Here is a 19,232-nt window from a genome sequence, read left to right as displayed (position 1 = left end):
TAACCGAACCAATCTGTGAGGTGTCACCATGCCCCTGCCACTCGTTGCGGTGGTCGGACGGCCGAATGTCGGCAAGTCCACCTTCGTGAATCGTATAGCCCAGGCCGATGAGGCCATAGTACATGAGATGCGCGGCGTCACCCGCGATCGTTCGTACCATGAAGCCGACTGGAACGGCGTGCCGTTCAAGTTGGTCGATACCGGCGGCATCGAAATGGGTGACGACGATGCCTTCCAGGGCTCCATCCGCAACCAGGCGATTGCCGGTGCGAACGAGGCCGATGTCGTTGTGTTTCTCGTAGATGGCAAGACCGGCATCAACGCCGACGACGAAGAGGTCGCACGCATCCTGCGCAAGACGAAGAAGCCGGTGTTCTTGGCGGTGAACAAGATGGACACCCCGAATCGTGAAGACGAGATGTGGGAATTCTACCAACTGGGGTTGGGAGATCCTTGGGCGGTGTCGGCCACGCACGGTCACGGCACGGGCGATTTGCTGGATGCCATCGTGGAGACCTTGCGCGAAATCGAGCTGCACGAAGAGGACGGCGAGGGCGAGCAGTCCATCAACGTCGCCATCATCGGCCGCCCGAATGCGGGCAAGTCGTCGCTGACGAACCGGCTTACGGCCAACGACCGCTCCATCGTGTCGGATGTGGCGGGCACCACGCGCGACGCTATCGACACGCATATCGTACACGAGGGCACGCGCTACACCATTGTCGATACGGCGGGACTTCGTCGCAAGAGCCAGATCGACGAGGATGTAGAGTACTACGGCTACGTGCGCGCCATGCGCGCCATCGACCGGGCCGACGTGGTGCTGCTGGTCGTCGATTCCACGCTCGGGCTTACCGACCAGGACCAGCGCGTGGCCGGCTATGCGCTTGAGCGCGGATGCGCCATGGTTATCGTGCTAAACAAGTGGGATTTGGTGGAAGGCCCCGAGGCCAAGGCCGAGATCCGCGAGCGCATCGCCGACCGCATGATGTTCGTGGGTTTTGCGCCGGTCATTGCCATCTCGGCGCTTACGGGCAAGAAGGTCGACCGTATCTGGGACGCCCTCGACACCGCCTACAAAAACTTCAGCCAGACCATCCCCACGAACAAGCTGAATACCTGGCTTGCCGGTATCCGGGAGTCGGGTCATACCGTCACCAAGGGCAAGGTCATCCTGCGCATGAAGTACGTCACGCAGACGGGATGCCGCCCGCCGTTCTTCACGTTCTTTGCGAACCGCCCCGACGTGGTCACCGACAACTTCGAACGTTTCCTGGAAAACCGCATGCGCGAGGCCTTTGACCTGGAAGGCACGCCCATCAAGATGAAATTCAAGAAGAAGGACTAGGGGAGTATGAACGGAATCGAATATTTTGCCCTCGTCGCCATCGGCCTGTTCGTCGTATCCTTTCTGTTGGGTTCTATCCCCTTCGGGCTGATCATCTCGAAGGTGTTCTACCACACCGACATCCGCGAGCATGGATCGGGCAACATCGGCACCACCAATGCTATCCGTACGATGGGCAAGGTGGGCGGTTACGCGGTGTTCGTGCTCGACTTCGGCAAGGGCCTGTTGTCCGGCGTGCTCGCCGGCGTGGCCTCCTCGATGATAGTCGGGCAAGGGATCGAGGCGAATGTGCTGGCGAATCCGGCCACGCTGTTGGGAATCGCCTTTCTGGCCTGCACGTGGGGACATATCTTCAGCCCCTGGCTCAAGTTCAAGGGCGGCAAGGGCATCGCGGTGGCAGTGGGCTGCCTGTTTATGACGTTCGGGCCCCTTGGTGCGTGCCTCGAGCTGCTTATCTTCATTGTGCTGGTGGTGGCGACGAAGCGCGTGTCTATCGGCTCCATCGCCTCGGCGGCAGCGGTGCCCTTTTTCGCGGCATACTACTTCCTGTTTGCGACCTTTGCTCCTCTGGCCTGGGTGTTCTGCTCGATTGCGGGGCTGACGGTCGTTTGGGCCCATCGCGAGAACATCAAGCGTTTGCGTGCTGGCACGGAAAGCCGCATCGGCGATAAGAAGAAGGACCGCGCATGAACGTAGCTGTTATCGGGGCAGGTTCGTGGGGAACGGCGTTGGCCCAGGTGCTGGGGGGCAACGGCAACGATGTGCGCCTGTGGGCGCGCAAGCCTGAAGTGGTGGAGGGCGTGAACGCGAGCCATCGCAACGTGCGCTATTTGAGTGACGTCGTCCTCGATGAGCGCATCCGGGCCACGCTTTCCTACGAGGATGCGCTTGCGGGCGCGCAGGCGGGCGTCATCGTTACGCCGTCGAGCCTGATGCGTGAGGTGGCCCAGAAACTCGACGGTTTGGTAGCCCCCGACTTCCCCTTGATCATCTGCTCGAAGGGCGTGGAGGAGGAAAGCGGTCTGTTGCCCGTAGAGGTGTTCGAGGCAGAGCTCGGCAACCCGGGCCGCCTGGCCGTGCTCTCCGGCCCGAACCATGCCGAGGAGGTCATCCGCGGCATTCCGTCCGGCACGGTCGTTGCGAGCCCCACCGAGGCTACGGCGATGTTTTTCCGCGACCTGTTCGCCAGCGAGACGTTCCGTACCTATATCAGCGACGACGTGTGCGGGGTGGAGCTCTGTGCCGCATTCAAGAACGTCATCGCCATCGCCGTGGGGCTGTCCTACGGCATCGGCTACGGCGACAATACGGCCGCCATGCTCATGACGCGCGGCTTGGCCGAGATGAGCCGTCTGGTGGTGCGTGCAGGCGGCCAGGCCATTACGTGCATGGGGCTTGCCGGTACCGGCGACCTCATTGCCACCTGCACGTCCGAGCACTCGCGCAACCGCCGTTTCGGCAAACTCTTGGCCGAAGGCGGCACGCTCGACGACTTCACGGCGCAGACGCATATGGTGGCCGAAGGCGCGCTAGCGTGCCGCACTATTGCCACATTGTCGGCTCAGTACCAGGTTGAGCTGCCTATCACCGATGTCGTGCGCAGTATCGTCTGGGAAGGCGCCGATCCGCGCGACGTGGTAGGCGATCTCACCGGTCGCCCGCTCACGACGGAGTTTTACGGGCTATAAGGCATTGAGTCCGTCGCTCGTGCCGGCAGCGAGCAGACTGCTGGCACGAGCGACCGGGTGCAGATACCTTTGATGGGGGCTTATGTACCCAGCACGTTTAGCTGCGAGGCGCCGCCGGCTCGGCGTACGCTGCGCACCTTGCGGGCGGTCGGGGAGGGTTGCAATAGCGCTGCCGGCACAGGGGTCGAAGCAGGTGCCTCCTCTGCGAACGGTAGGCCTGCACGCCTCGGCGGCTGTCCCTCTTTTCTTTTCTTTCGCCCTGATGACAGCGTGCCCACCGTAATTTTACCGAAGCTGGAATCGCCTTGCGCGCGTCGGGGTCGTGGCTTAAGGTAGGCAGCGCACCGAAACGATCCAGGCAGATCCTTTTCCGGGAGCCCGAGGGGAGTGGGGTGCATCTTTGAAAACCGAAGACCCCTCCAAGTGTCCGCCGTCTCGTCTCTCGTGTGAGCCCCTCCTCTCTCAAACCCCCGACGGACACGTGAAGCATACGCACCTTCCCCTTCTCCTTAGTGCGTACTGCAAAGCCCTCCTCCGGTCCCCCAACCTGAGGAGGGCATTTTTATGCCCTGGTTGCCGGCAACGCGGAAATGCGGCGCGCACAAAGAGCATCGGCGAGGTGGGGATGTGCCCTCGGCCTCGCTATTCCGCGCCGCCCGGCTCCGCCAATGCTTCCATCTTCGCTCGGTAGGCAGACACGTCCACGCCCAGCTTCGCCAGCTTCACGCCCCCGGTCCAAGGAGTGGTGGAGGCGGCGACCAGGCCTGGCTTGAAGGCCAGCATGGTGACCGTTCGATCGGCGCAGAATGTCGGGTGGCCCACGGTGCCGGTTTGCGCCGAAAGCCCGCTGGGAACATCGACGGCGAGGGCCACGGGGGCATGCTTTACCTTGTTGGGCAGGGTTTTCAACGGGCGCTCATGTTCGCCGCGTTCGTGCGTGCGCTTGCGATGGCGGCCTTGTCCGCGTCCGCGGTCGCCTTCGAAACGGCGGCGGTTTGCGGCGCGTATCCAGCTGGCGAAGGGCTCGCGCACTTCGTTGCCGGAAAAGCCGGTGCCCAAAAGGGCGTCCACGATAGCGGCGGCCTTGTCGATGGCATCGTTGAGGATGTCGGTGTCGGGCGCTATGAGCACGCGCAGCGCCACGCCCTGCTCGGAGGCTGCGGCAAAGGCGTCCTGCGCTGCGGTGCGCGCCGGCTCCGCAGAGAGACGCTCTGCCAGATCGGGTGCGACAAGCGTGACAGGATAGCCTGCCTGCGCCAACTCAAGTGCGGCCACCCATCCGTCGCCGCCGTTGTTGCCGGTACCGGTCAGCACCACGACGGGGGCCGGGTCGGGTACGTGCGCGCGCACCTCGTCGGCCACGGCATGGCCCGCGCGGTCCATAAGCTCAGCCATCGACGTGCCGTCGGCTGCTATCAGGCGCTCCAGTTTGCCCACATCGCCTACGTCCAGCACGGCACGCCGCTCGCGCTCGATGCGCACGCCTTCCTCGGTCATGACGCGCGTGTTGCTCAAAAGTCCGTTCAGCATGACGAAGGAGCACTTTTTCAGGGCGGCGCGTACGGCGCGCACGACCAAGGAGAGGGCCCATGCGCCCATGAACACCAGCCAGGCGACGACCAGGCCTTGCTGGTGGTTGGCGACAAATGCGCTCACGGCACCCATCTCGGATGCATTGGAGGGGTCCAGCCCCACAATGCCGGACAAGGCAGCGAACGGCACGATGGCGAACAAGTACAGCAGCCCGTAGCGCGCGAGGTAATGGTACCAGTGCGCAGGCGAGACGTCGTGGCGCACGATGCGCAGGCGTAGCAGCTTTTGGCCCAGGGTCTGGCCGTGCGTGAGGGTGGGCGCCACGACGAAGAACGCAAGCAGGCTCACGCGGTTTGCCCAGGTCTGAGCATCCATCCATGACACGCCGCTCGCCGCTAAGGTTTCAGGTGCGCCGAGTACTCTTGCTGCGAGCAGCGCGAGGGCCGCCACTGCCCCCGCAACCGCGAAGTCCACCAAAAACGACAGCGCCCGTCGCGTGACGCTGGCACGCACGCCCGCCTCGCGGGCTTCTTCGTTCACCAGGCGTATGTCGGGCAGCGCCCGCAGGGCGGGCCCCACCAGCCAGAAGCCCACCATGGCGCCCAGCGTGTTCAGTATGAGGTCATCCACATCGAACAGACGGTACGGGTGCTCGTAGATGCCCCAGAGGCCGGTGAGCTGGGAAAGCTCGTAGAACAGGGTCGTGGCGAACCCGATAAGCAGGGCCTGCCACCAGGTGCGCCTGAAGTAGTAGCGCAGGTACATGCCCAGGGGTACCAGCAGCAGCACGTTGAAGAGGGCCTCGTAGACGTTCGGATCGTGCAGCAGGCCCTTCCAGGTTGACGGGTCGGAAAGCGACACGGTCGTCCCTTCCAGGAACAGTCTTACGAAGTTGAAGGGAGCCAGTTGTGGCGTGGCTGCGTAGGGCACGATGGCCGAGTGGTCTTCGGGCAGCGGCAAGATGACCATATAGTAGGCTACCAGCATATAGAACACGAACGAGTACACGATCAGCGAACGCAGCCAGGGAATGGAGCCGAACTTGCGGTACTGGTAGACCATATAAGGCAGCGTGATGACTGCCGCAATAAGCGGGAAGGTCAGAAATCCCACTACGATGTTCGAGACGTATCCGCTCACGACGCAAAGTTCCTCTCTCGTTTTTCCTTACAGGGCAGCTGCTTGGATGTTCCCGATTATAAGCGATAACATCGGGGATGAGAGCGGATGTCTTCAACTCGTGGAGCGACGACGGGATCGCCATCGCCGACGATCCGGTGGCGGCGCAAGGAGGCCGACTGCGCTCTAGCCGTCGGATTCGATGGCGTGCCGTTCCAGGTTGAGCAGGTACGTCTTGATCTTCGTGCCGCCTCCGTAGCCTACCAAGGTGCCGTTCGCGCCGATGACGCGATGGCAGGGCACCACGATAGGCAAGGGGTTCTTGTTGTTCGCGCCGCCGACGGCGCGGCAGGCCTTCGGGTTGCCGATGGCGTGGGCTATGTCGCTGTACGAGCGCGTTTGGCCGTACGGTATCTCTTCGAGCGCTCTCCACACGCGTTTTTGGAAATCGGTGCCGGCTGGTGCAAGCGGCAGGTCGAAGGAGCGGCGTTTCCCTGCGAAGTACTCCTGCAGCTGGTTGGCAGCCCGATTCGTCAACTCGGTGGCCCGCTTCTCGCCGGGCAGCTGCGCCTCTCCGAAGGCAATGGCGCACAGGGCCTGCCCATCGGAGCCGATAGTCAGGCGGCCGAGCGGCATAGGGTAGGTGAAATACGTTGGTGAGGCGAAAACCATGGCGCACCTTCTTTTCCATCGGGTACGTGTTCATTATAAAGTCGGCCCTGTCCCGTTTGCCGTGCCTTTATCGTTTCCACATCCTGTTTGCCGGGTGTTCGCCCGTTGGTTCGCCCGCCTGCGCGGGCCGCCGGCTTCGGGGACCCGCGCAGGGAGCACTGCGGTGACTTACTCGGTACCGGTTCCTGGCGAATGCGGTGTGCGTCCCGAAGCGCCCTTTCCCGCCGAGACTCGGTAGGAAAGGGCGCTTCGGGACGCATGTTGATTTCGCCCGCCCGCCGCACTTGGCGCAGGAAGGTGCCGGGCCATGCGCTAGAATGGGTTGAAATGCATGCGTGACAAAGGAGCCAAGTATGTTCGAACCGGTGAGGATAGCGCCGTCCCTGCTGTCGGCAGACTTCATGCAGTTGGGGCGCGATGTGGCCCTGATCGAGGAGGCCGGTGCCGGCTTCGTGCATGTCGATGTCATGGACGGGCACTTCGTGCCGAACCTTACCATGGGGGTGCCCGTGGTCAAGCAGTTGAAGCGTGCGACCTCGTTGCCGCTCGATGTGCACCTTATGATATCCAATCCGCTGGAGCAGCTGCCATGGTTTCTGGATGCGGGGGCCGACCTCGTCACCGTGCACGCCGAGGCGCTGGATGCCGAGGGGCTTGCGCGCGCTGTTGCGGCTATCCATGCTGCCGGGGCGCTGGCGGCCGTCGCTTGCAAGCCGCATACGCCGACCGGCGCGCTGGCACCGGTCATCGCCGATCTCGATATGGTGCTGGTCATGAGCGTGGAGCCCGGCTTCTCCGGCCAGAGCTATATCGAAGGAACTGAAGACAAGGTTGCCCGCGTGGTAGAGATGGCGCGCGCGGTGGGCGCAGCGCCGCTTGTCCAAGTAGACGGCGGCATCAGCCTGTCAACGGCAGCCCGGGTAGCTGCGGCCGGAGCCGACGTGCTCGTGTGCGGCAATGCCGTGTACGCCGCCGACGATCCGGCACGTGCCCTTGCCGACATCGCTGCCGTTGCCGACGAGGCGCGCCTGGCTGCGCTTGCGGCGCACAAGGAGGTGTCGCCGGCATGCCTGCTGTCGTAGCGGATACCTACGTCTACCTCGACTGGGCGGCCACCGCACCTCTCGGTGCGGAAGCGGCCGAGGCCATGGCGCCCTATCTGATGCCCGGCCTGGCTAACCTGGGCGTGGGCGGCAATGCGAACTCGTTGCATGCACCGGGCCGCGCTGCCTTTGCGGCGATGGAGGACGCGCGGCGCAGCATCATGCGCGACCTGGGCGCCTCGCGACCCGACGAGATCGTGTTCACGTCCGGCGCAACCGAAGCCGACGATGCAGCGCTGTTCGGCATCGCTTCCGCGGCTGCCAGCGAGCGTCGCCAACGCGGGTCGGGCACGTTCGTTCCCCATGTCATCACCACTGCCGTTGAGCACGACGCCGTGCTGGCTCCTGCCAAGCGTCTCGAGGCGCAGGGGTTCCGCGTGACGCGCCTCGCGCCGGATCGTCAGGGCTTCGTCGACGCGCGCTCTCTTGCCGCGGCGATAGACGCGGACACGGTGCTTGTGTCTGTGCAGGCCGCCAACAGCGAAGTGGGAAGCATCCAGCCTGTTGCCGAACTTGCCGGGATCGCGCACGAGGCGGGCGCGCTCTTTCATACCGATGCCGTGCAGCTGCTGGGCAAGGCTCCTCTCGATCTGGGGAGGCTCGGCGTGGATGCCGCATCGCTCTCAGCCCATAAAGTGGGCGGCCCCAAGGGGGTTGGCCTGCTGTACCTGAAGGCGCGCACGCCGTTCTCGCCGTATATGCTGGGCGGGGGACAAGAGGCGGGGCGGCGCAGTGGCACGCAGAACGTCGCTGGTATCGCAGGCTTCGCAGCGGCGCTTCATGCCGCCGTCGTCAACCAAGAGGGCGAGACCGCGCGCCTGCGGCTTCTGCGCGACAAGCTGTATGCAAGGCTTTCCTCGATGGACGGTATCGAGGCTACGGTGGATGTGGAAGAGGGGAGCGTCGACTTCCTGCCGAATATCGTGCACGTGCTGGTCGCTGGTATGGAAAGCGAGACGCTCATCCTGCGGTTGGACATGAAGGGCTTCGGCGTGTCGGGTGGCTCGGCCTGCTCGTCTCATTCGCTTGACCCAAGCCATGTGCTGCGCGCCTTAGGCATAGGCAACGACCGAGCTCAGGGTGCACTGCGCATCTCGATGGGCCGCTACACCACCGAGGCCGATATCGATGCCGTCGCCGTCGCCCTCGCCTCGGCGCTTGATTGGAGCTGACGCATGGAACTGATCACCACGCATACGCATACCCTGCTCTGCGGGCATGCGGAGGGTACGGTCGAGGATATGGTGAGCGCCGCCGAGGCGGCTGGCATCACCACCATCGCCGTGACCGAGCACTACCCGCTGACGCTGGCCGTGGACCCAAGGGCCTACCTGTCCATGTCCGCCGACAAGCTGGACGAGTACTTCTGCGCTTTGGACGAGGCGCGCGCGAAGCACCCGAACCTGGAGATACTCACGGGTTGTGAGCTGGATTGGCTGGGAGACTGCGAAGATCGCGTCATCACCGAGGCCGACCTGGCGCCCTTTTCGGTGATACTGGGGTCGGTGCACTTTGTGGACTTGTGGCCCTTCGACGACCCGGCGCAGCGCGACCGCTGGGAGGAGCCCGGCGCTCCCGATTCCATATGGAGCCGCTACTTCGATCTTTGGTGCGACGCGGTGTCGTCCGATCGCCCTTTCACCATCATGTCGCATCCCGACCTGGCAAAGAAGTTCAACTATTATCCCACCTTTGACGTGCAGCCCCTCTACGAGCGGGCTGCCGAGGCCTGTGCCGCGGCTGGGCGCATGGTAGAGGTGAACACGTCGGGGCTCACGTACGCTTGCAAGGAGATGTTCCCCGCACCGGCGCTGCTTGCGGAGTTCTGCCGCGCTGGCGTGCCCTGTACGGTTGGCACCGACGCGCACCATCCCGACCAGGTGGCACGCGACATACGGGCAGGGTACCGCCTTATGGCGCAAGCCGGTTATCGAATGGTAACGGTGCCGACAGCCGACGGCGACCGTCGCACCATTACTATCGAACCATAGACGAACAAGCCCTCCGAAAGAAGGAAAGAGGTTGATCGACATGGTTGGACCGAAGAAGAAAAAAGAGCAGGCAGGCTTGGCTCAGCGGGCGTCGGGCCCCCTCTCCAAACCGATACCCGCTCTCACGGTAGGCGGATTGGAACGCGCGCTGCTGAAGGAGTTCCCTGCTGCGGATGCGGAGGAGTGGGATCGCACGGGCATGACCGTAGGCGATCCTGCACGTATGGTGAAGCGCGTCGCCGTGGCATTGGATGCGACGGTTCAGGCGGTGGAAGATGCCGCCGATCGGGGGGCGAACGTGCTCGTGACGCATCATCCCGCCTACCTGAAGGCACCCGAGTCGTTCTCTCCTGCCTCGTCGGTGGCGGCGAATCCGGGTGCGCTGGTGTGGGCGGCTATCAGCCGCGGGGTGTCGCTGCTTTCCTACCACACGGCGCTCGACGTGAGCACGAATGCCCAGCGTGTGCTGCCGGGTATGCTGAACCTGCAGTTCAAAAGCGTGGTGTCGCCTATCGCCTCCACGAAGCGCAAGGGCTACGGGCAGCTCTGCACGGTCAAGGCCTCTGACGGCTCGTTGACGCTGGGACAGCTGGCTGCGCGCTGTACGTCGGTGTTTGGGCGTCAGCCGCGTGTGTGGGGCGACTTCTCCCGTGAACTCGAACGTATCGTTACCTGTACGGGTGCGGTGGGCGACGAGGCGGAAATCGCCCTGCGCGACCAAGTGGACTGCCTAGTATGCGGCGAGATGAAGTATCATGAGGCCTTAGCGCTTTCCCAGGCGGGCATGGCGGTCGTCGAATTGGGCCACGACACCAGCGAGCTGCCGCTTGCGGCGGTGCTGGCTGCGGCGGTCGAGGGCGCGGGGGTGCCTGGCGACCTGATAGTAGTCCTTGACCAGGGAGAGAACTGGTCGTATCCGGAAACGACGCGCGTCTAGCCGACCGGTTGGCGCGCGGGGCGCACGAGAGAGACGAAGAGAAGGAAGCACATGCGAGCAACTATCGAACAAATGACTACGCTGTTGCAGATGCAGCAGATCGACCTCGAGCTCCTGAAACGGAAGAAGGAGCTTGAGGCGCTGCCCCAACGTGCGACCATTCTCACGGCGCGGCAAAAGAAGCGCGCTATCGAACAGAAGAGCAGCCAGGTAGCCGAGCTGCGCGCGACGGCCGAAGCTAAGGCCTCCAAGCTTGAGGACGAGGACGCCGGCTTGGTCGAGAAGCAGCGCCATGTGCAGCAGACCATCGACGAGCAACGCGGCGACTACCGCAGCGTCGAGGCGCACACCAAGGAACTGAACGGCTTCGCCAAGCGCCGCAACGTGCTGGAGGAAGAATTAGGCCGGGTCGGCGAAGAGCTGTCGAAGATCGAAGGCGTGCAGGGCCAGGTGGCTTCCGCCCTTGACGGAATCGAGAAGCAGGAAGCTGCGGCCATCGCCTCGTTCCAGCAAGAGGGGGGCGCCCTGCAGACGGGCATCGCGCGCTTGTCTGCCGAGCGCAGCGCACTGGAGTCGGCTCTTCCCGATGAGTTGCGCCAGGCCTACGAGCAGACGGCTACCCGCACGGGCGGCGTGGCCGTCGGACGCTTGATGGACGGACGTTGCGGCGTGTGCCGCAACGTCATCGACGGAGGACGCCTTATCGACCTGCAAGCGCAGGCGCCACTCGGCACCTGCCCGCACTGCAAGCGCCTGCTGGTAGTGGCATAAGGGACAATACGGAACGGACAGGAAAGAAGAAATGCAGCAAGACGACGAGATACTCGACCGCACGGTGCGCAAGAACGTCCCCTACGACGGCCCCGGCAAGCTCACCGGCAGTTCTCACCTGCGCCACGGCGGCCACTACGAGCTGCTGGTGCAGGACCACTTCGACGCGGCCCATGCGCTGCCCGGCTACGATGGCCCGTGCCAGTACCTGCACGGCCATACCTGGGATGTCGAGGTGGTTGTTATCGGCCAGCACCTCGACGAGGTGGGCATGCTCTACGATTTCAAGGACATCAAGCGCGACTTGCATGCGGTGCTTGAGAACTTCGACCACCGCTGCATCAACGATGTGCCGCCGTTCGATGTTATCAGCCCTACGGCCGAGCATCTGTCCCGGGTCGTTTTCTACGAGTTGGAGAAGACCCTGCCAGCCCATATCTCGTTGAAGGAAGTGGGTATCTGGGAAAGTCCCCTCGCCAAGGTGACGTACCGCCCGTAAGGTGGCCGGGCGGGCGCGCACGGCCTGTATCGGCAGGGTCATGCCCGCCCGGCTTCGGGGGCTCTTAGGCAGTAGGCACCCCGACTGAGAGTTCCCGAACCGGATGCCTGAGAGTCCCTGAGCCGGTGGAACCATCTCTGGTCATAGTTTTCGCTCCAACGTGAAAAAGCCCGCAGATTGCGGGCTTTGTTTTACGGGGCTGCCGTCCGCCGGGGACGGCAAGCGAAGTCGCGTTAGGCGCGCACGACCTTGCCGGCCTTCATGCACTTCGTGCACACGTTAGCCTTGCGCACGTGGCCTTCCTTGTCCGTAATCGTGATCTTCTGCACGTTGGGACGGAACACGCGGTTCGTCACGCGGTGCGAGTGGCTGATGTTACGACCCGCAACCGGGTGCTTACCGCAAACTTCGCAAACTTTAGACATCGTAATCACTCCAGGTTCGTTGTGTTTCTCCACGGCCTTAAGCCGTTGATGACAAAAAAGCCCTCATACTATAGCACATAAAACAAATGCCTTACAAGAATTTTTCGTGTAGTATGGAAGCAGCTCGGAGCAGGCACGTCGGACACCGATCCTCCCATGCGGTATACTGCGATGCAGTGAGGCCGAACCCCGCGCGGATGAACGCACTGCGCTTCGAAAGGATAAGCCATGAGCACTATGATACCCGGCAACTTGCATGTTGCCAACGATGTTCTGGCCGATATGGTCGGTAATGCGGCGCTCGAATGCTACGGCGTCGTCGGCATGGCCGCCCCGTCTGCAGCCGACGGCATCGCGAAGATACTGCCTGCCTCGCGTTTGCGCCGAGGAGTCGTGGTCACCACGACCGAAACGGGCGTACATGTTGAACTCTACGTGGTCATCGAGTACGGCACGAATATCAACACCGTGTCGCAAAACCTCATTGACCAGGTGACGTTCGCCCTCAAGGAATACGCACGGGTGCCCATCGACGGCGTCGAGGTGCACGTGCAGGGCGTCAAGGTGCGCAAGTAAGCCGCGCTCGATCGGATCAGTTAGGCGAGCCCTGCGTGCAGGCGGCCCCGACGGGGACCAACGCGCGGCGCTCCACGCTAAGGAGAGATAGACCTACCATGCCAGAATCCTACACTGCGAACGACCTGCTCAACGCCATCGCTTCGGCAAGCAAGACCTTGAGCGAGCGCAAGGATGAGATCAATCGCTTGAACGTGTTCCCCGTGCCTGACGGCGACACCGGCACGAACATGTCGTTGACGCTCGAGACTGTGGTCGAGAACCTTGCGCACCTGCCCATCGGGGCCGGCAGCGCGGAGATACGCAAGGCCATCACCACCGGCGCGCTCATGGGCGCGCGTGGCAACTCGGGAGTCATCACCTCGCAGATCTTGCGAGGGCTTTGCGAGGGCAGCGTCGGATACGACGCCCTCAGCACCGAGAGCATCGACTCGGCGTTCTCCCACGCGGTAGAAGTGGCTTTCCAGGCGGTGCGCAAGCCGGTGGAGGGCACCATCCTCACCGTGCTGCGCGACAGCGCTGCGGCCGCCAAGCATGCACGCAAGAAGAAGTTTTCGGTCGACGAGGCGCTCGAGGCGGTTGTGACCGGAGCCTACGCCTCGGTGCAGCGCACGCCCGAACTGCTGCCCGTGCTGAAGGAGAACGGCGTGGTGGATGCGGGCGGCTACGGCCTGGCCATCTTCCTTGACGGTGTCGTCGCTGCGCTCACTGGTAAGGAGGGTCCGCTCGGCGACGAACTCGCCTTTGCGCGCTCGACCATGCCGAAAGTCGAGATCGAGCAGGTAAACGATTGGGAAGGCTCGGCGTTTCGCTACTGCACCGAGTTCTTGGTGCACTCCGACACCGTCGACGAAGAGGCTGCCAAGGACTTCCTCACTACGGGGGGCGACTGCGACCTTATGGTGGGCATGCATCCCAACTTTAAGGTGCACGTGCATACGAACCGTCCCGACGAGGTGCTGGGCTGGTTCTTGAACCATGACTCCCAGATATCGGAAGTGCATATCCACAACATGCAGCTGCAGAGCGCGGCGCGCAGCGAGGGGCTTGCTGCCGACGAGCAGACGGCGCGCAAGCCGCTCGGCTTCGTGGCCGTGGCAGCGGGCGAAGGCAACGCCAAGATCCTGAAGAGCCTGGGGGTCGACGTGGTCGTGTCCGGCGGGCAGACCATGAACCCGTCCACGAAGGACTTGCTGGACGCGGCAAATGAGGTGAACGCGGACGCTGTCATCATCATGCCGAACAACAAGAACATCATCATGGCGGCGCAAAGTGCTTGCGGCCTGTCCGAGAAGCCGTGCGCCGTGGTGTCCACGACGAGCGTGCCGCAGGCGTTCTCGGCGCTGTTCGGCTTCGATGAGGAAGCCGGCTTGGACGAGAACGTTGAGGCTATGACGGAGGCCTATGCCGACGTGCGCACAGGCGAGGTCACCCATGCCATCAAGGACTCGAAGGATGCCCACGACAACCCCATCAAGGACGGTGACGTTATCGGCATCGCCGACGGCGCCATCGAATCGGTGGGCACGGACGTATCCGACGTGGTCATGGACCTGCTGGCACATATGGATGCCGCAGATGCCGACACCTGCACCATCCTAGCGGGCGAGGACTTCGACGATGCGGCGTTCGACGCGCTGGTCGAGCGTATCGAGAGCGCGTTCGACGATCTTGAGATCGACGCTCACCGCGGCGAGCAGCCCTTGTACCCCGTGGTTCTCTCGGTGGAATAAGCGCCGGGTTCCAGGTACGTGAGCGACAGAAGAACAACCGAGGGCGCGGCGACCGCGCCCTCTTCGTCTCCCGACCGGCTTGCGGCGACGCTGGCGCTGGACGAAGCCGTCACGCGAGTGCGGCTGGTAAGTCCGGCACGCGCCAAGGCCTTCGAGCTTTTAGGCGTTCGCACGGTGCGCGACTTGGTCACGCACTTTCCCCGCCGCTACATTGACCTGTCAAGCAGGGAGACCGTGGCATCCGCCGCCATCGGGCAGCAATGCACCATCCAGGGCACGGTCCACGAGATCAAGCTGAAACGCCCCAAGCCGCGCCTGACGCTGGTTGAGATGACGCTTACGGACGGCACGGGTACGCTGATGGTGACGGCATTCAGGCAGCCGTGGCTCATGGACTCGCTGTCTGCGGGCATGCAGGTGGCCGTGGCAGGCAAGTTGGAATTCAACTACGGCTTCAAGCGTATGACGAACCCGTTTATCGAAGCAGTTGAGGGCGACGCAGCAGGCGGGGGCATGATCTTTCCCGTGCATCCGGCTACCGAGAAGCTGTCCGCCGCGTGGATACGCCGGCTCGTGGGCAACGGCCTTGCTCAGGTGGCAGGCCTGTACGATCCGCTGCCGTTGGAGTTGCGGGCGAAGTACCGTCTGATGAGTCGCGGTGCCGCGCTTTCCGCTATCCATTTTCCCCAGAGCATGAACGAGGTGGCTGAGGCACGTCGCCGCCTGGTATACGAAGAGCTGCTCTTCTTGGAGCTCATGCTCATGGAAGAGGGCCGTGCTCGCACGCACGGGAGGGTGCCGGTGTCGCATGTGGTGGATGGCCCCTGTGTGGCGGCATTGGCGGCGGCGCTTCCGTTCGACCTCACCGAAGAGCAGCAGGCGGCGAAGCGCGACATTTTGGGCGTGCTGGCGGCACCCCAGGCTGCGAATCACCTACTTTTGGGGGACGTGGGCACCGGCAAGACCGTCGTGGCAGCGTTCGCGCTGGCCGCTGCGGCCGACACGGGCTCGCAGGCGCTGCTCATGGCGCCGACCGAGGTGCTGGCGCGCCAGCATGGGCAAAGCCTGGGGCCGCTATTCGATGCGGCCGGCATCACCTGGGACGTGCTGACGGGCTCCACGGCACCTGCGGACCGCGAGGCTATCCTCGCGCGCGTGTCGGCAGCCGAGGTGGATGTGCTTATCGGAACCCATGCGCTTCTGGAAGATGATGTGGTGCCCGCGAAGTGCACGTTAGCGGTCATCGACGAGCAACAGCGTTTCGGTGTTGACCAGCGCGCGAAGCTGCTGGCTAAGGGAGAGGCGCCCGATGCGCTCTACCTTACGGCCACGCCTATCCCGCGTTCGCTTGCGCTCGCGTTGTTCGGCAACCTGACCTTGTCCTATATCAGGCACCGCCCCCATGACGCATCCCGGCGCACGACCAAGGTGCATACGAAGCAGGATCGCGGACACGCCTACGATGCCGCGCTCGCGGCGCTCGGGCGCGGCGAGCAGGTATACGTGGTATGCCCGCTTATCGGAGCCTCCTCGGAGGACCGCGACGAGAAGGCAGGCAAGCGAGCCGCCCGCGAGGGCGACGAGGACGAATACGTGTACGCGGCCATCAGCATCGAGGGCGACGATGACCTTGCGTGCGACAACGTGGCTGCCGCCGAAAAGGAAGCGGCCTTCCTGCAGCACAAGACCTTCTCCGCCTATCAGGTGGAGCTCCTGCACGGCCGCATGCCCGGAACTGAAAAACAGGACGTGATGCAGCGCTTCCGCGACGGAGAGACGCAGGTCCTGGTGGCCACGACGGTCATCGAGGTGGGTGTGGACGTGCCGAACGCCACGGTCATGATCATCGAGGATGCCGACCGCTTCGGCTTGTCGCAACTCCACCAGCTGCGCGGGCGCGTCGGACGTGGCAGCTTACCCGGCGAGGTGTACCTGATATCGGCTTCGCGCACGGAGGCCGCGCTGAAGCGTCTTTCGGCCATGGAGACGACCGACGACGGGTACGAGCTGGCAGCCTACGACCTGTCGCTGCGCCGCGAGGGCGACATCCTGGGAAACCGCCAGCACGGCGCTTCGGCGCTCAAGCTGGTAAACGTCGTGCGCGACGGCAAGATCATCGAAGCGGCCTACGCCGACGCGCTGGCGCTTCTCGAGGAAGATCCGAAACTGGAAGCGCCTGCGCACCGGGCGCTTGCCCGCGAGGCGCGGCTTGCGTTCAAGCGCGCCGCAACGGTGCAGGGAGGCTGATATGCGCATCATTTCAGGAGAGTTCCGCGGCCGCGTGCTGAAGGCCCCGAAGGGCCAGGACACGCGGCCCACGACCGATCGCGTGCGCGAGGCGCTGATGAGCGCGGTGGCCAGCGCACGTGGCGGCTTCGAGGGCGCCGTGGTATTGGATGCGTTCGCCGGCTCGGGTGCGCTCGGCTTCGAGGCGCTGTCGCGCGGTGCCGCCTCGGTGCACTTCTTCGAGCGCGATGGCGCGGCGTTGCGCGTGGTGGAGGACAATGCGCGCGTGCTCGGCCTTCCCGCAACACGGGCGCGCATGCAGCGGAAAGACGTGCTTAAAACTCCGCCCGTGCAGGTCAGGCCTGCTTTCGATCTGGTATTCCTCGATCCGCCGTATGCCTGCGAGGCCGACGTTGTACTGGGGATGGTGGCAGAGCTTTCCCGTGCAGGGGCACTGGCTTCTAAGGTGCTTATCGTCTACGAGCATGCCGCCGCTTCCAGAGAGGATGTCGACCGGGTGGCGAAAACGTGCGGTTTGTCCCTTGCGTCGCGCAAAAAGTACGGGGATACTGTCGTGGATATCTTGAGGGGCGCAGCGCCCGGGTGTGAGGCACCCGACCTGTCGCCTGAGACGCATGCCGGCGATGCCGGCGAGGAGAAGGAACGGAACCGACCCCTATGAAACGAGCACTGACACCTGGCACGTTTGATCCTATCACCAGCGGGCACCTCGACGTGATCACGCGTGCGGCACAGCTGGTGGACGAAGTGGTGGTCGGGGTAGCCGCCTCGCAGAAAAAAGGTCCGCTGTTCACGCTGGAAGAGCGGGTCGATCTGGTGCGCCAGGCGACGAGTCATCTGCCCAACGTACGGGTCGAGCCGTTTGACGAGCTGCTGGTCGATTTCGCCGCACGCTTGAATGTTTCCGTCGTAGTGAAGGGCTTGCGCGCCATCACCGACTTCGAGTACGAGTTCCAGATGACGGCACTCAACTATCAGTTGAATCAGGAGCTCGAGACGCTGTTCATCATGTCGCCTCCGGATTACATGTACCTGTCCTCGTCGATCGTGCGCGAGATAGCGAGCCTGCACGGTAACGTGAACGGTTTCGTGCCTGCCTGCGTGAAGACGGCCTTGGAGCAGAAGTTTCCCGAATAAGGTTGTCAGTACGGGAACGGGTACGCAACGGCGGGCTTCCGACCGGGTAAAATGTGCGCGGTTTGTGCATTGACGTTGGGTTATCCTGCCAAACCTGCTAGAATACCTTGACGCATGTATACGGCGGGGATGTACCTGTGCGCCAAACGCACACGAAACGCAGCACGCTTGGGTGGAAGGACAATCATGGACGAAACAGGAGTCTTGGGGCTGCTTGAAGAGCTCTCGATCCTCCTCGAGGATTCGAAGCCGGTCTTCGGCAAAGGCAACATGCGCCAAGTCGATATTGCCGCAGCATTCGAGATCATGGACGAGATCCGCGATACGTTCCCCAGCGAGTTCTCGCAGGCACGTCAGATCGTGCGCGAGCGTCAGAGCCTGCTTGACGATGCCGAGGCCGAGTCGAACCGCATGATCGAAGATGCGCGCAGCCAGGCTATGACCATTGCAAGCGAGCAGGAGATCGTGCGTATCTCCCAGCAGCAGGCCGACCAGATCATGGCCGACGCCCGCGAGCTGGAGCGCCAGACACGTGCTGGTGCCGAAGACTACGCCGACGAGGTGTTCGGACATGTGGAGCAGAGCATGGACACGCTGTTGAACAATGTTCGCCGTTGCCGTGACCGCCTGAACGCCAACTCCCTGGCCTCCGGTCGCTGATGAACGAGACGAGTATCCATATACCCTCCGAGCTCTTCGCACCTGCGGAGAGTTCTCATTTCGAGGGTATCTACGTTGCCGGCGTTATGAAGGCCGGTCCTGATCTGTACGACTTCGCTGCTCCGCTTGCTTGGCAGGTGGATGTGACGAACACGGGCGATGCCCTGTTGGTGACCGGTACCGTGGAAGGGGAGGCCAAGACGTCGTGCGCGCGTTGCGTGGATGATTTCGCCTTCGCCGTGACCGGTGAGATAGAGGGCTATTACGTGTTCGATGCCGAAAGCGCCTCCCCCGACGACCTGGAGGGCGATGAGTTCGATGTGCTGCCCGAAAGCAACACGATCGACCTCGCGCCTCTGATCACCGCAGCGTTGCTGGTGGAGTTTCCCTTGGTGCCGTTGTGCGAGGAGGCCTGCCGAGGGCTTTGTCCCACGTGCGGGGCGAACCTGAACGACGGCGACTGCGGTTGCGAACCGGTCGACGAGGAAGAGGACACGCCTCCGAGTCCCTTCGCTGCATTGAAGGGGTTCCCGTTCGAGTAGAACTAACGTGCAGCATTCCCCAAGGTATCTTTCATACCGTAAAGACGAGACGGAGGTTTTTTAGCTTCCGTCTCGTTTTATACACCTGCCCGCATTGCCGAAGAGCTGGCTATCAATCCGGACACTCCTTGCCCTGAGGGTGCCTGGATCGTCGATATCATAAGGAAGAGATAGCAGTATGGCAGCGCAACATGAAGTGGATCGCGAAGAGGCTCGGGGTGGATTGTAGGGCGTTGCGGCAACCGAAGGCG

The 19,232-nt window shown here is 63.3% G+C and carries 19 protein-coding genes; 16 read left to right on the top strand and 3 right to left on the bottom strand.

The window, feature by feature from the left end; all coding sequences use genetic code 11:
• Positions 1-28: 28 nt before the first annotated feature.
• Genes der through RR842_RS02645 form a run of 3 tightly spaced genes read left to right on the top strand, consistent with a single transcriptional unit; the run spans position 29 to position 3,036 of the window.
• A complete protein-coding gene (gene der / locus RR842_RS02655) occupies positions 29-1,348 on the top strand; it encodes a ribosome biogenesis GTPase Der (RefSeq protein ID WP_332513003.1) in 1,320 nt (439 codons plus the stop codon).
• A 6-nt stretch (positions 1,349-1,354) separates the two neighbouring features.
• Positions 1,355-2,038, top strand: coding sequence for a glycerol-3-phosphate 1-O-acyltransferase PlsY (gene plsY, locus RR842_RS02650; protein ID WP_332553244.1), 684 nt, complete (start codon positions 1,355-1,357; stop codon positions 2,036-2,038).
• Positions 2,035-3,036, top strand: coding sequence for an NAD(P)H-dependent glycerol-3-phosphate dehydrogenase (locus RR842_RS02645; protein WP_332513000.1), 1,002 nt, complete (start codon positions 2,035-2,037; stop codon positions 3,034-3,036). The genes plsY and RR842_RS02645 overlap by 4 nt, the downstream gene beginning before the upstream one ends.
• 642 nt (positions 3,037-3,678) lie before the next feature.
• On the opposite strand, the gene RR842_RS02640 is transcribed toward RR842_RS02645, so the two are convergent.
• On the bottom strand, positions 3,679-5,709 hold the full coding sequence (locus RR842_RS02640; protein WP_332728933.1) for an NAD(P)H-hydrate epimerase: 2,031 nt from the start codon (positions 5,707-5,709) through the stop codon (positions 3,679-3,681).
• Positions 5,710-5,874: 165 nt separating this feature from the next.
• A complete protein-coding gene (locus RR842_RS02635) occupies positions 5,875-6,360 on the bottom strand; it encodes a methylated-DNA--[protein]-cysteine S-methyltransferase (protein ID WP_332513174.1) in 486 nt (161 codons plus the stop codon).
• Between the two features lie 353 nt (positions 6,361-6,713).
• Here RR842_RS02635 and rpe point away from each other — a divergent pair, with 353 nt between their 5' ends.
• The 6 genes from rpe to queD are packed head-to-tail and all read left to right on the top strand — an operon-like array spanning position 6,714 to position 11,661.
• A complete protein-coding gene (gene rpe, locus RR842_RS02630; protein ID WP_332513176.1) occupies positions 6,714-7,442 on the top strand; it encodes a ribulose-phosphate 3-epimerase in 729 nt (242 codons plus the stop codon).
• On the top strand, positions 7,427-8,635 hold the full coding sequence (locus RR842_RS02625) for a cysteine desulfurase family protein (RefSeq protein ID WP_332513178.1): 1,209 nt from the start codon (positions 7,427-7,429) through the stop codon (positions 8,633-8,635). The genes rpe and RR842_RS02625 overlap by 16 nt, the downstream gene beginning before the upstream one ends.
• 3 nt (positions 8,636-8,638) lie before the next feature.
• Complete coding sequence (locus RR842_RS02620) at positions 8,639-9,454, top strand: histidinol-phosphatase HisJ family protein (protein ID WP_332513180.1); 816 nt, start codon at positions 8,639-8,641, stop codon at positions 9,452-9,454.
• A 40-nt stretch (positions 9,455-9,494) separates the two neighbouring features.
• A complete protein-coding gene (locus RR842_RS02615) occupies positions 9,495-10,391 on the top strand; it encodes a Nif3-like dinuclear metal center hexameric protein (RefSeq protein WP_332517446.1) in 897 nt (298 codons plus the stop codon).
• Positions 10,392-10,442: 51 nt separating this feature from the next.
• A complete protein-coding gene (locus RR842_RS02610) occupies positions 10,443-11,162 on the top strand; it encodes a hypothetical protein (protein ID WP_332513182.1) in 720 nt (239 codons plus the stop codon).
• A 31-nt stretch (positions 11,163-11,193) separates the two neighbouring features.
• Positions 11,194-11,661 (top strand): 6-carboxytetrahydropterin synthase QueD, encoded by a 468-nt coding sequence (gene queD, locus RR842_RS02605; RefSeq protein WP_332513183.1) that lies wholly within the window; start codon positions 11,194-11,196, stop codon positions 11,659-11,661.
• A 233-nt stretch (positions 11,662-11,894) separates the two neighbouring features.
• Here the strand turns inward: queD and rpmB are convergent, their stop codons facing one another.
• On the bottom strand, positions 11,895-12,086 hold the full coding sequence (rpmB, locus tag RR842_RS02600) for a 50S ribosomal protein L28 (RefSeq protein ID WP_332513184.1): 192 nt from the start codon (positions 12,084-12,086) through the stop codon (positions 11,895-11,897).
• A gap of 228 nt (positions 12,087-12,314) precedes the next feature.
• On the opposite strand from rpmB, the gene RR842_RS02595 reads away from it, so the two are divergent.
• The 7 genes from RR842_RS02595 to RR842_RS02565 all read left to right on the top strand — a co-directional run bounded on the left by RR842_RS02595 (position 12,315) and on the right by RR842_RS02565 (position 18,981).
• Positions 12,315-12,662, top strand: a complete 348-nt coding sequence (locus RR842_RS02595; protein ID WP_332513185.1) for an Asp23/Gls24 family envelope stress response protein — start codon at positions 12,315-12,317, stop codon at positions 12,660-12,662.
• A 98-nt stretch (positions 12,663-12,760) separates the two neighbouring features.
• Complete coding sequence (locus RR842_RS02590) at positions 12,761-14,395, top strand: DAK2 domain-containing protein (RefSeq protein WP_332513186.1); 1,635 nt, start codon at positions 12,761-12,763, stop codon at positions 14,393-14,395.
• 18 nt (positions 14,396-14,413) lie between these two features.
• A complete protein-coding gene (locus tag RR842_RS02585) occupies positions 14,414-16,642 on the top strand; it encodes an ATP-dependent DNA helicase RecG (RefSeq protein WP_332728932.1) in 2,229 nt (742 codons plus the stop codon).
• A 1-nt stretch (position 16,643) separates the two neighbouring features.
• On the top strand, positions 16,644-17,303 hold the full coding sequence (gene rsmD, locus RR842_RS02580; protein WP_332513190.1) for a 16S rRNA (guanine(966)-N(2))-methyltransferase RsmD: 660 nt from the start codon (positions 16,644-16,646) through the stop codon (positions 17,301-17,303).
• Positions 17,300-17,779: a pantetheine-phosphate adenylyltransferase gene (gene coaD, locus RR842_RS02575; protein WP_332513192.1), complete on the top strand. Its 480-nt coding sequence runs from the start codon at positions 17,300-17,302 to the stop codon at positions 17,777-17,779. The genes rsmD and coaD overlap by 4 nt, the downstream gene beginning before the upstream one ends.
• 186 nt (positions 17,780-17,965) lie before the next feature.
• Positions 17,966-18,439: an ATPase gene (locus tag RR842_RS02570; RefSeq protein WP_332513193.1), complete on the top strand. Its 474-nt coding sequence runs from the start codon at positions 17,966-17,968 to the stop codon at positions 18,437-18,439.
• Positions 18,439-18,981 carry a DUF177 domain-containing protein gene (locus RR842_RS02565; protein WP_332728931.1) on the top strand — a complete coding sequence of 181 codons (543 nt, stop codon included), beginning with the start codon at positions 18,439-18,441 and terminating at the stop codon, positions 18,979-18,981. The genes RR842_RS02570 and RR842_RS02565 overlap by 1 nt, the downstream gene beginning before the upstream one ends.
• The last annotated feature ends 251 nt before the right edge of the window (positions 18,982-19,232 follow it).

The sequence above is a fragment of the Gordonibacter sp. genome (assembly GCF_036667095.1).
Taxonomy (GTDB): Bacteria; Actinomycetota; Coriobacteriia; order Coriobacteriales; family Eggerthellaceae; genus Gordonibacter.
Note: the sequence above shows the minus strand (reverse complement) of the source record. Positions and strands in the feature narration are given on the sequence as shown.

Bases quoted from the DNA above. Each gene is read 5' to 3' on its own strand.
- rsmD (WP_332513190.1), top strand. From the start codon at position 16,644: ATGCGCATCATTTCAGGAGAGTTCCGCGGCCGCGTGCTGAAGGCCCCG.
- RR842_RS02645 (WP_332513000.1), top strand. From the start codon at position 2,035: ATGAACGTAGCTGTTATCGGGGCAGGTTCGTGGGGAACGGCGTTGGCC.
- RR842_RS02625 (WP_332513178.1), top strand. From the start codon at position 7,427: ATGCCTGCTGTCGTAGCGGATACCTACGTCTACCTCGACTGGGCGGCC.
- RR842_RS02590 (WP_332513186.1), top strand. From the start codon at position 12,761: ATGCCAGAATCCTACACTGCGAACGACCTGCTCAACGCCATCGCTTCG.
- RR842_RS02620 (WP_332513180.1), top strand. From the start codon at position 8,639: ATGGAACTGATCACCACGCATACGCATACCCTGCTCTGCGGGCATGCG.
- RR842_RS02595 (WP_332513185.1), top strand. From the start codon at position 12,315: ATGAGCACTATGATACCCGGCAACTTGCATGTTGCCAACGATGTTCTG.
- coaD (WP_332513192.1), top strand. From the start codon at position 17,300: ATGAAACGAGCACTGACACCTGGCACGTTTGATCCTATCACCAGCGGG.
- RR842_RS02635 (WP_332513174.1), bottom strand. From the start codon at position 6,360: ATGGTTTTCGCCTCACCAACGTATTTCACCTACCCTATGCCGCTCGGC.
- RR842_RS02610 (WP_332513182.1), top strand. From the start codon at position 10,443: ATGCGAGCAACTATCGAACAAATGACTACGCTGTTGCAGATGCAGCAG.
- plsY (WP_332553244.1), top strand. From the start codon at position 1,355: ATGAACGGAATCGAATATTTTGCCCTCGTCGCCATCGGCCTGTTCGTC.
- RR842_RS02615 (WP_332517446.1), top strand. From the start codon at position 9,495: ATGGTTGGACCGAAGAAGAAAAAAGAGCAGGCAGGCTTGGCTCAGCGG.
- RR842_RS02570 (WP_332513193.1), top strand. From the start codon at position 17,966: ATGGACGAAACAGGAGTCTTGGGGCTGCTTGAAGAGCTCTCGATCCTC.
- rpe (WP_332513176.1), top strand. From the start codon at position 6,714: ATGTTCGAACCGGTGAGGATAGCGCCGTCCCTGCTGTCGGCAGACTTC.
- queD (WP_332513183.1), top strand. From the start codon at position 11,194: ATGCAGCAAGACGACGAGATACTCGACCGCACGGTGCGCAAGAACGTC.
- der (WP_332513003.1), top strand. From the start codon at position 29: ATGCCCCTGCCACTCGTTGCGGTGGTCGGACGGCCGAATGTCGGCAAG.
- RR842_RS02565 (WP_332728931.1), top strand. From the start codon at position 18,439: ATGAACGAGACGAGTATCCATATACCCTCCGAGCTCTTCGCACCTGCG.
- rpmB (WP_332513184.1), bottom strand. From the start codon at position 12,086: ATGTCTAAAGTTTGCGAAGTTTGCGGTAAGCACCCGGTTGCGGGTCGT.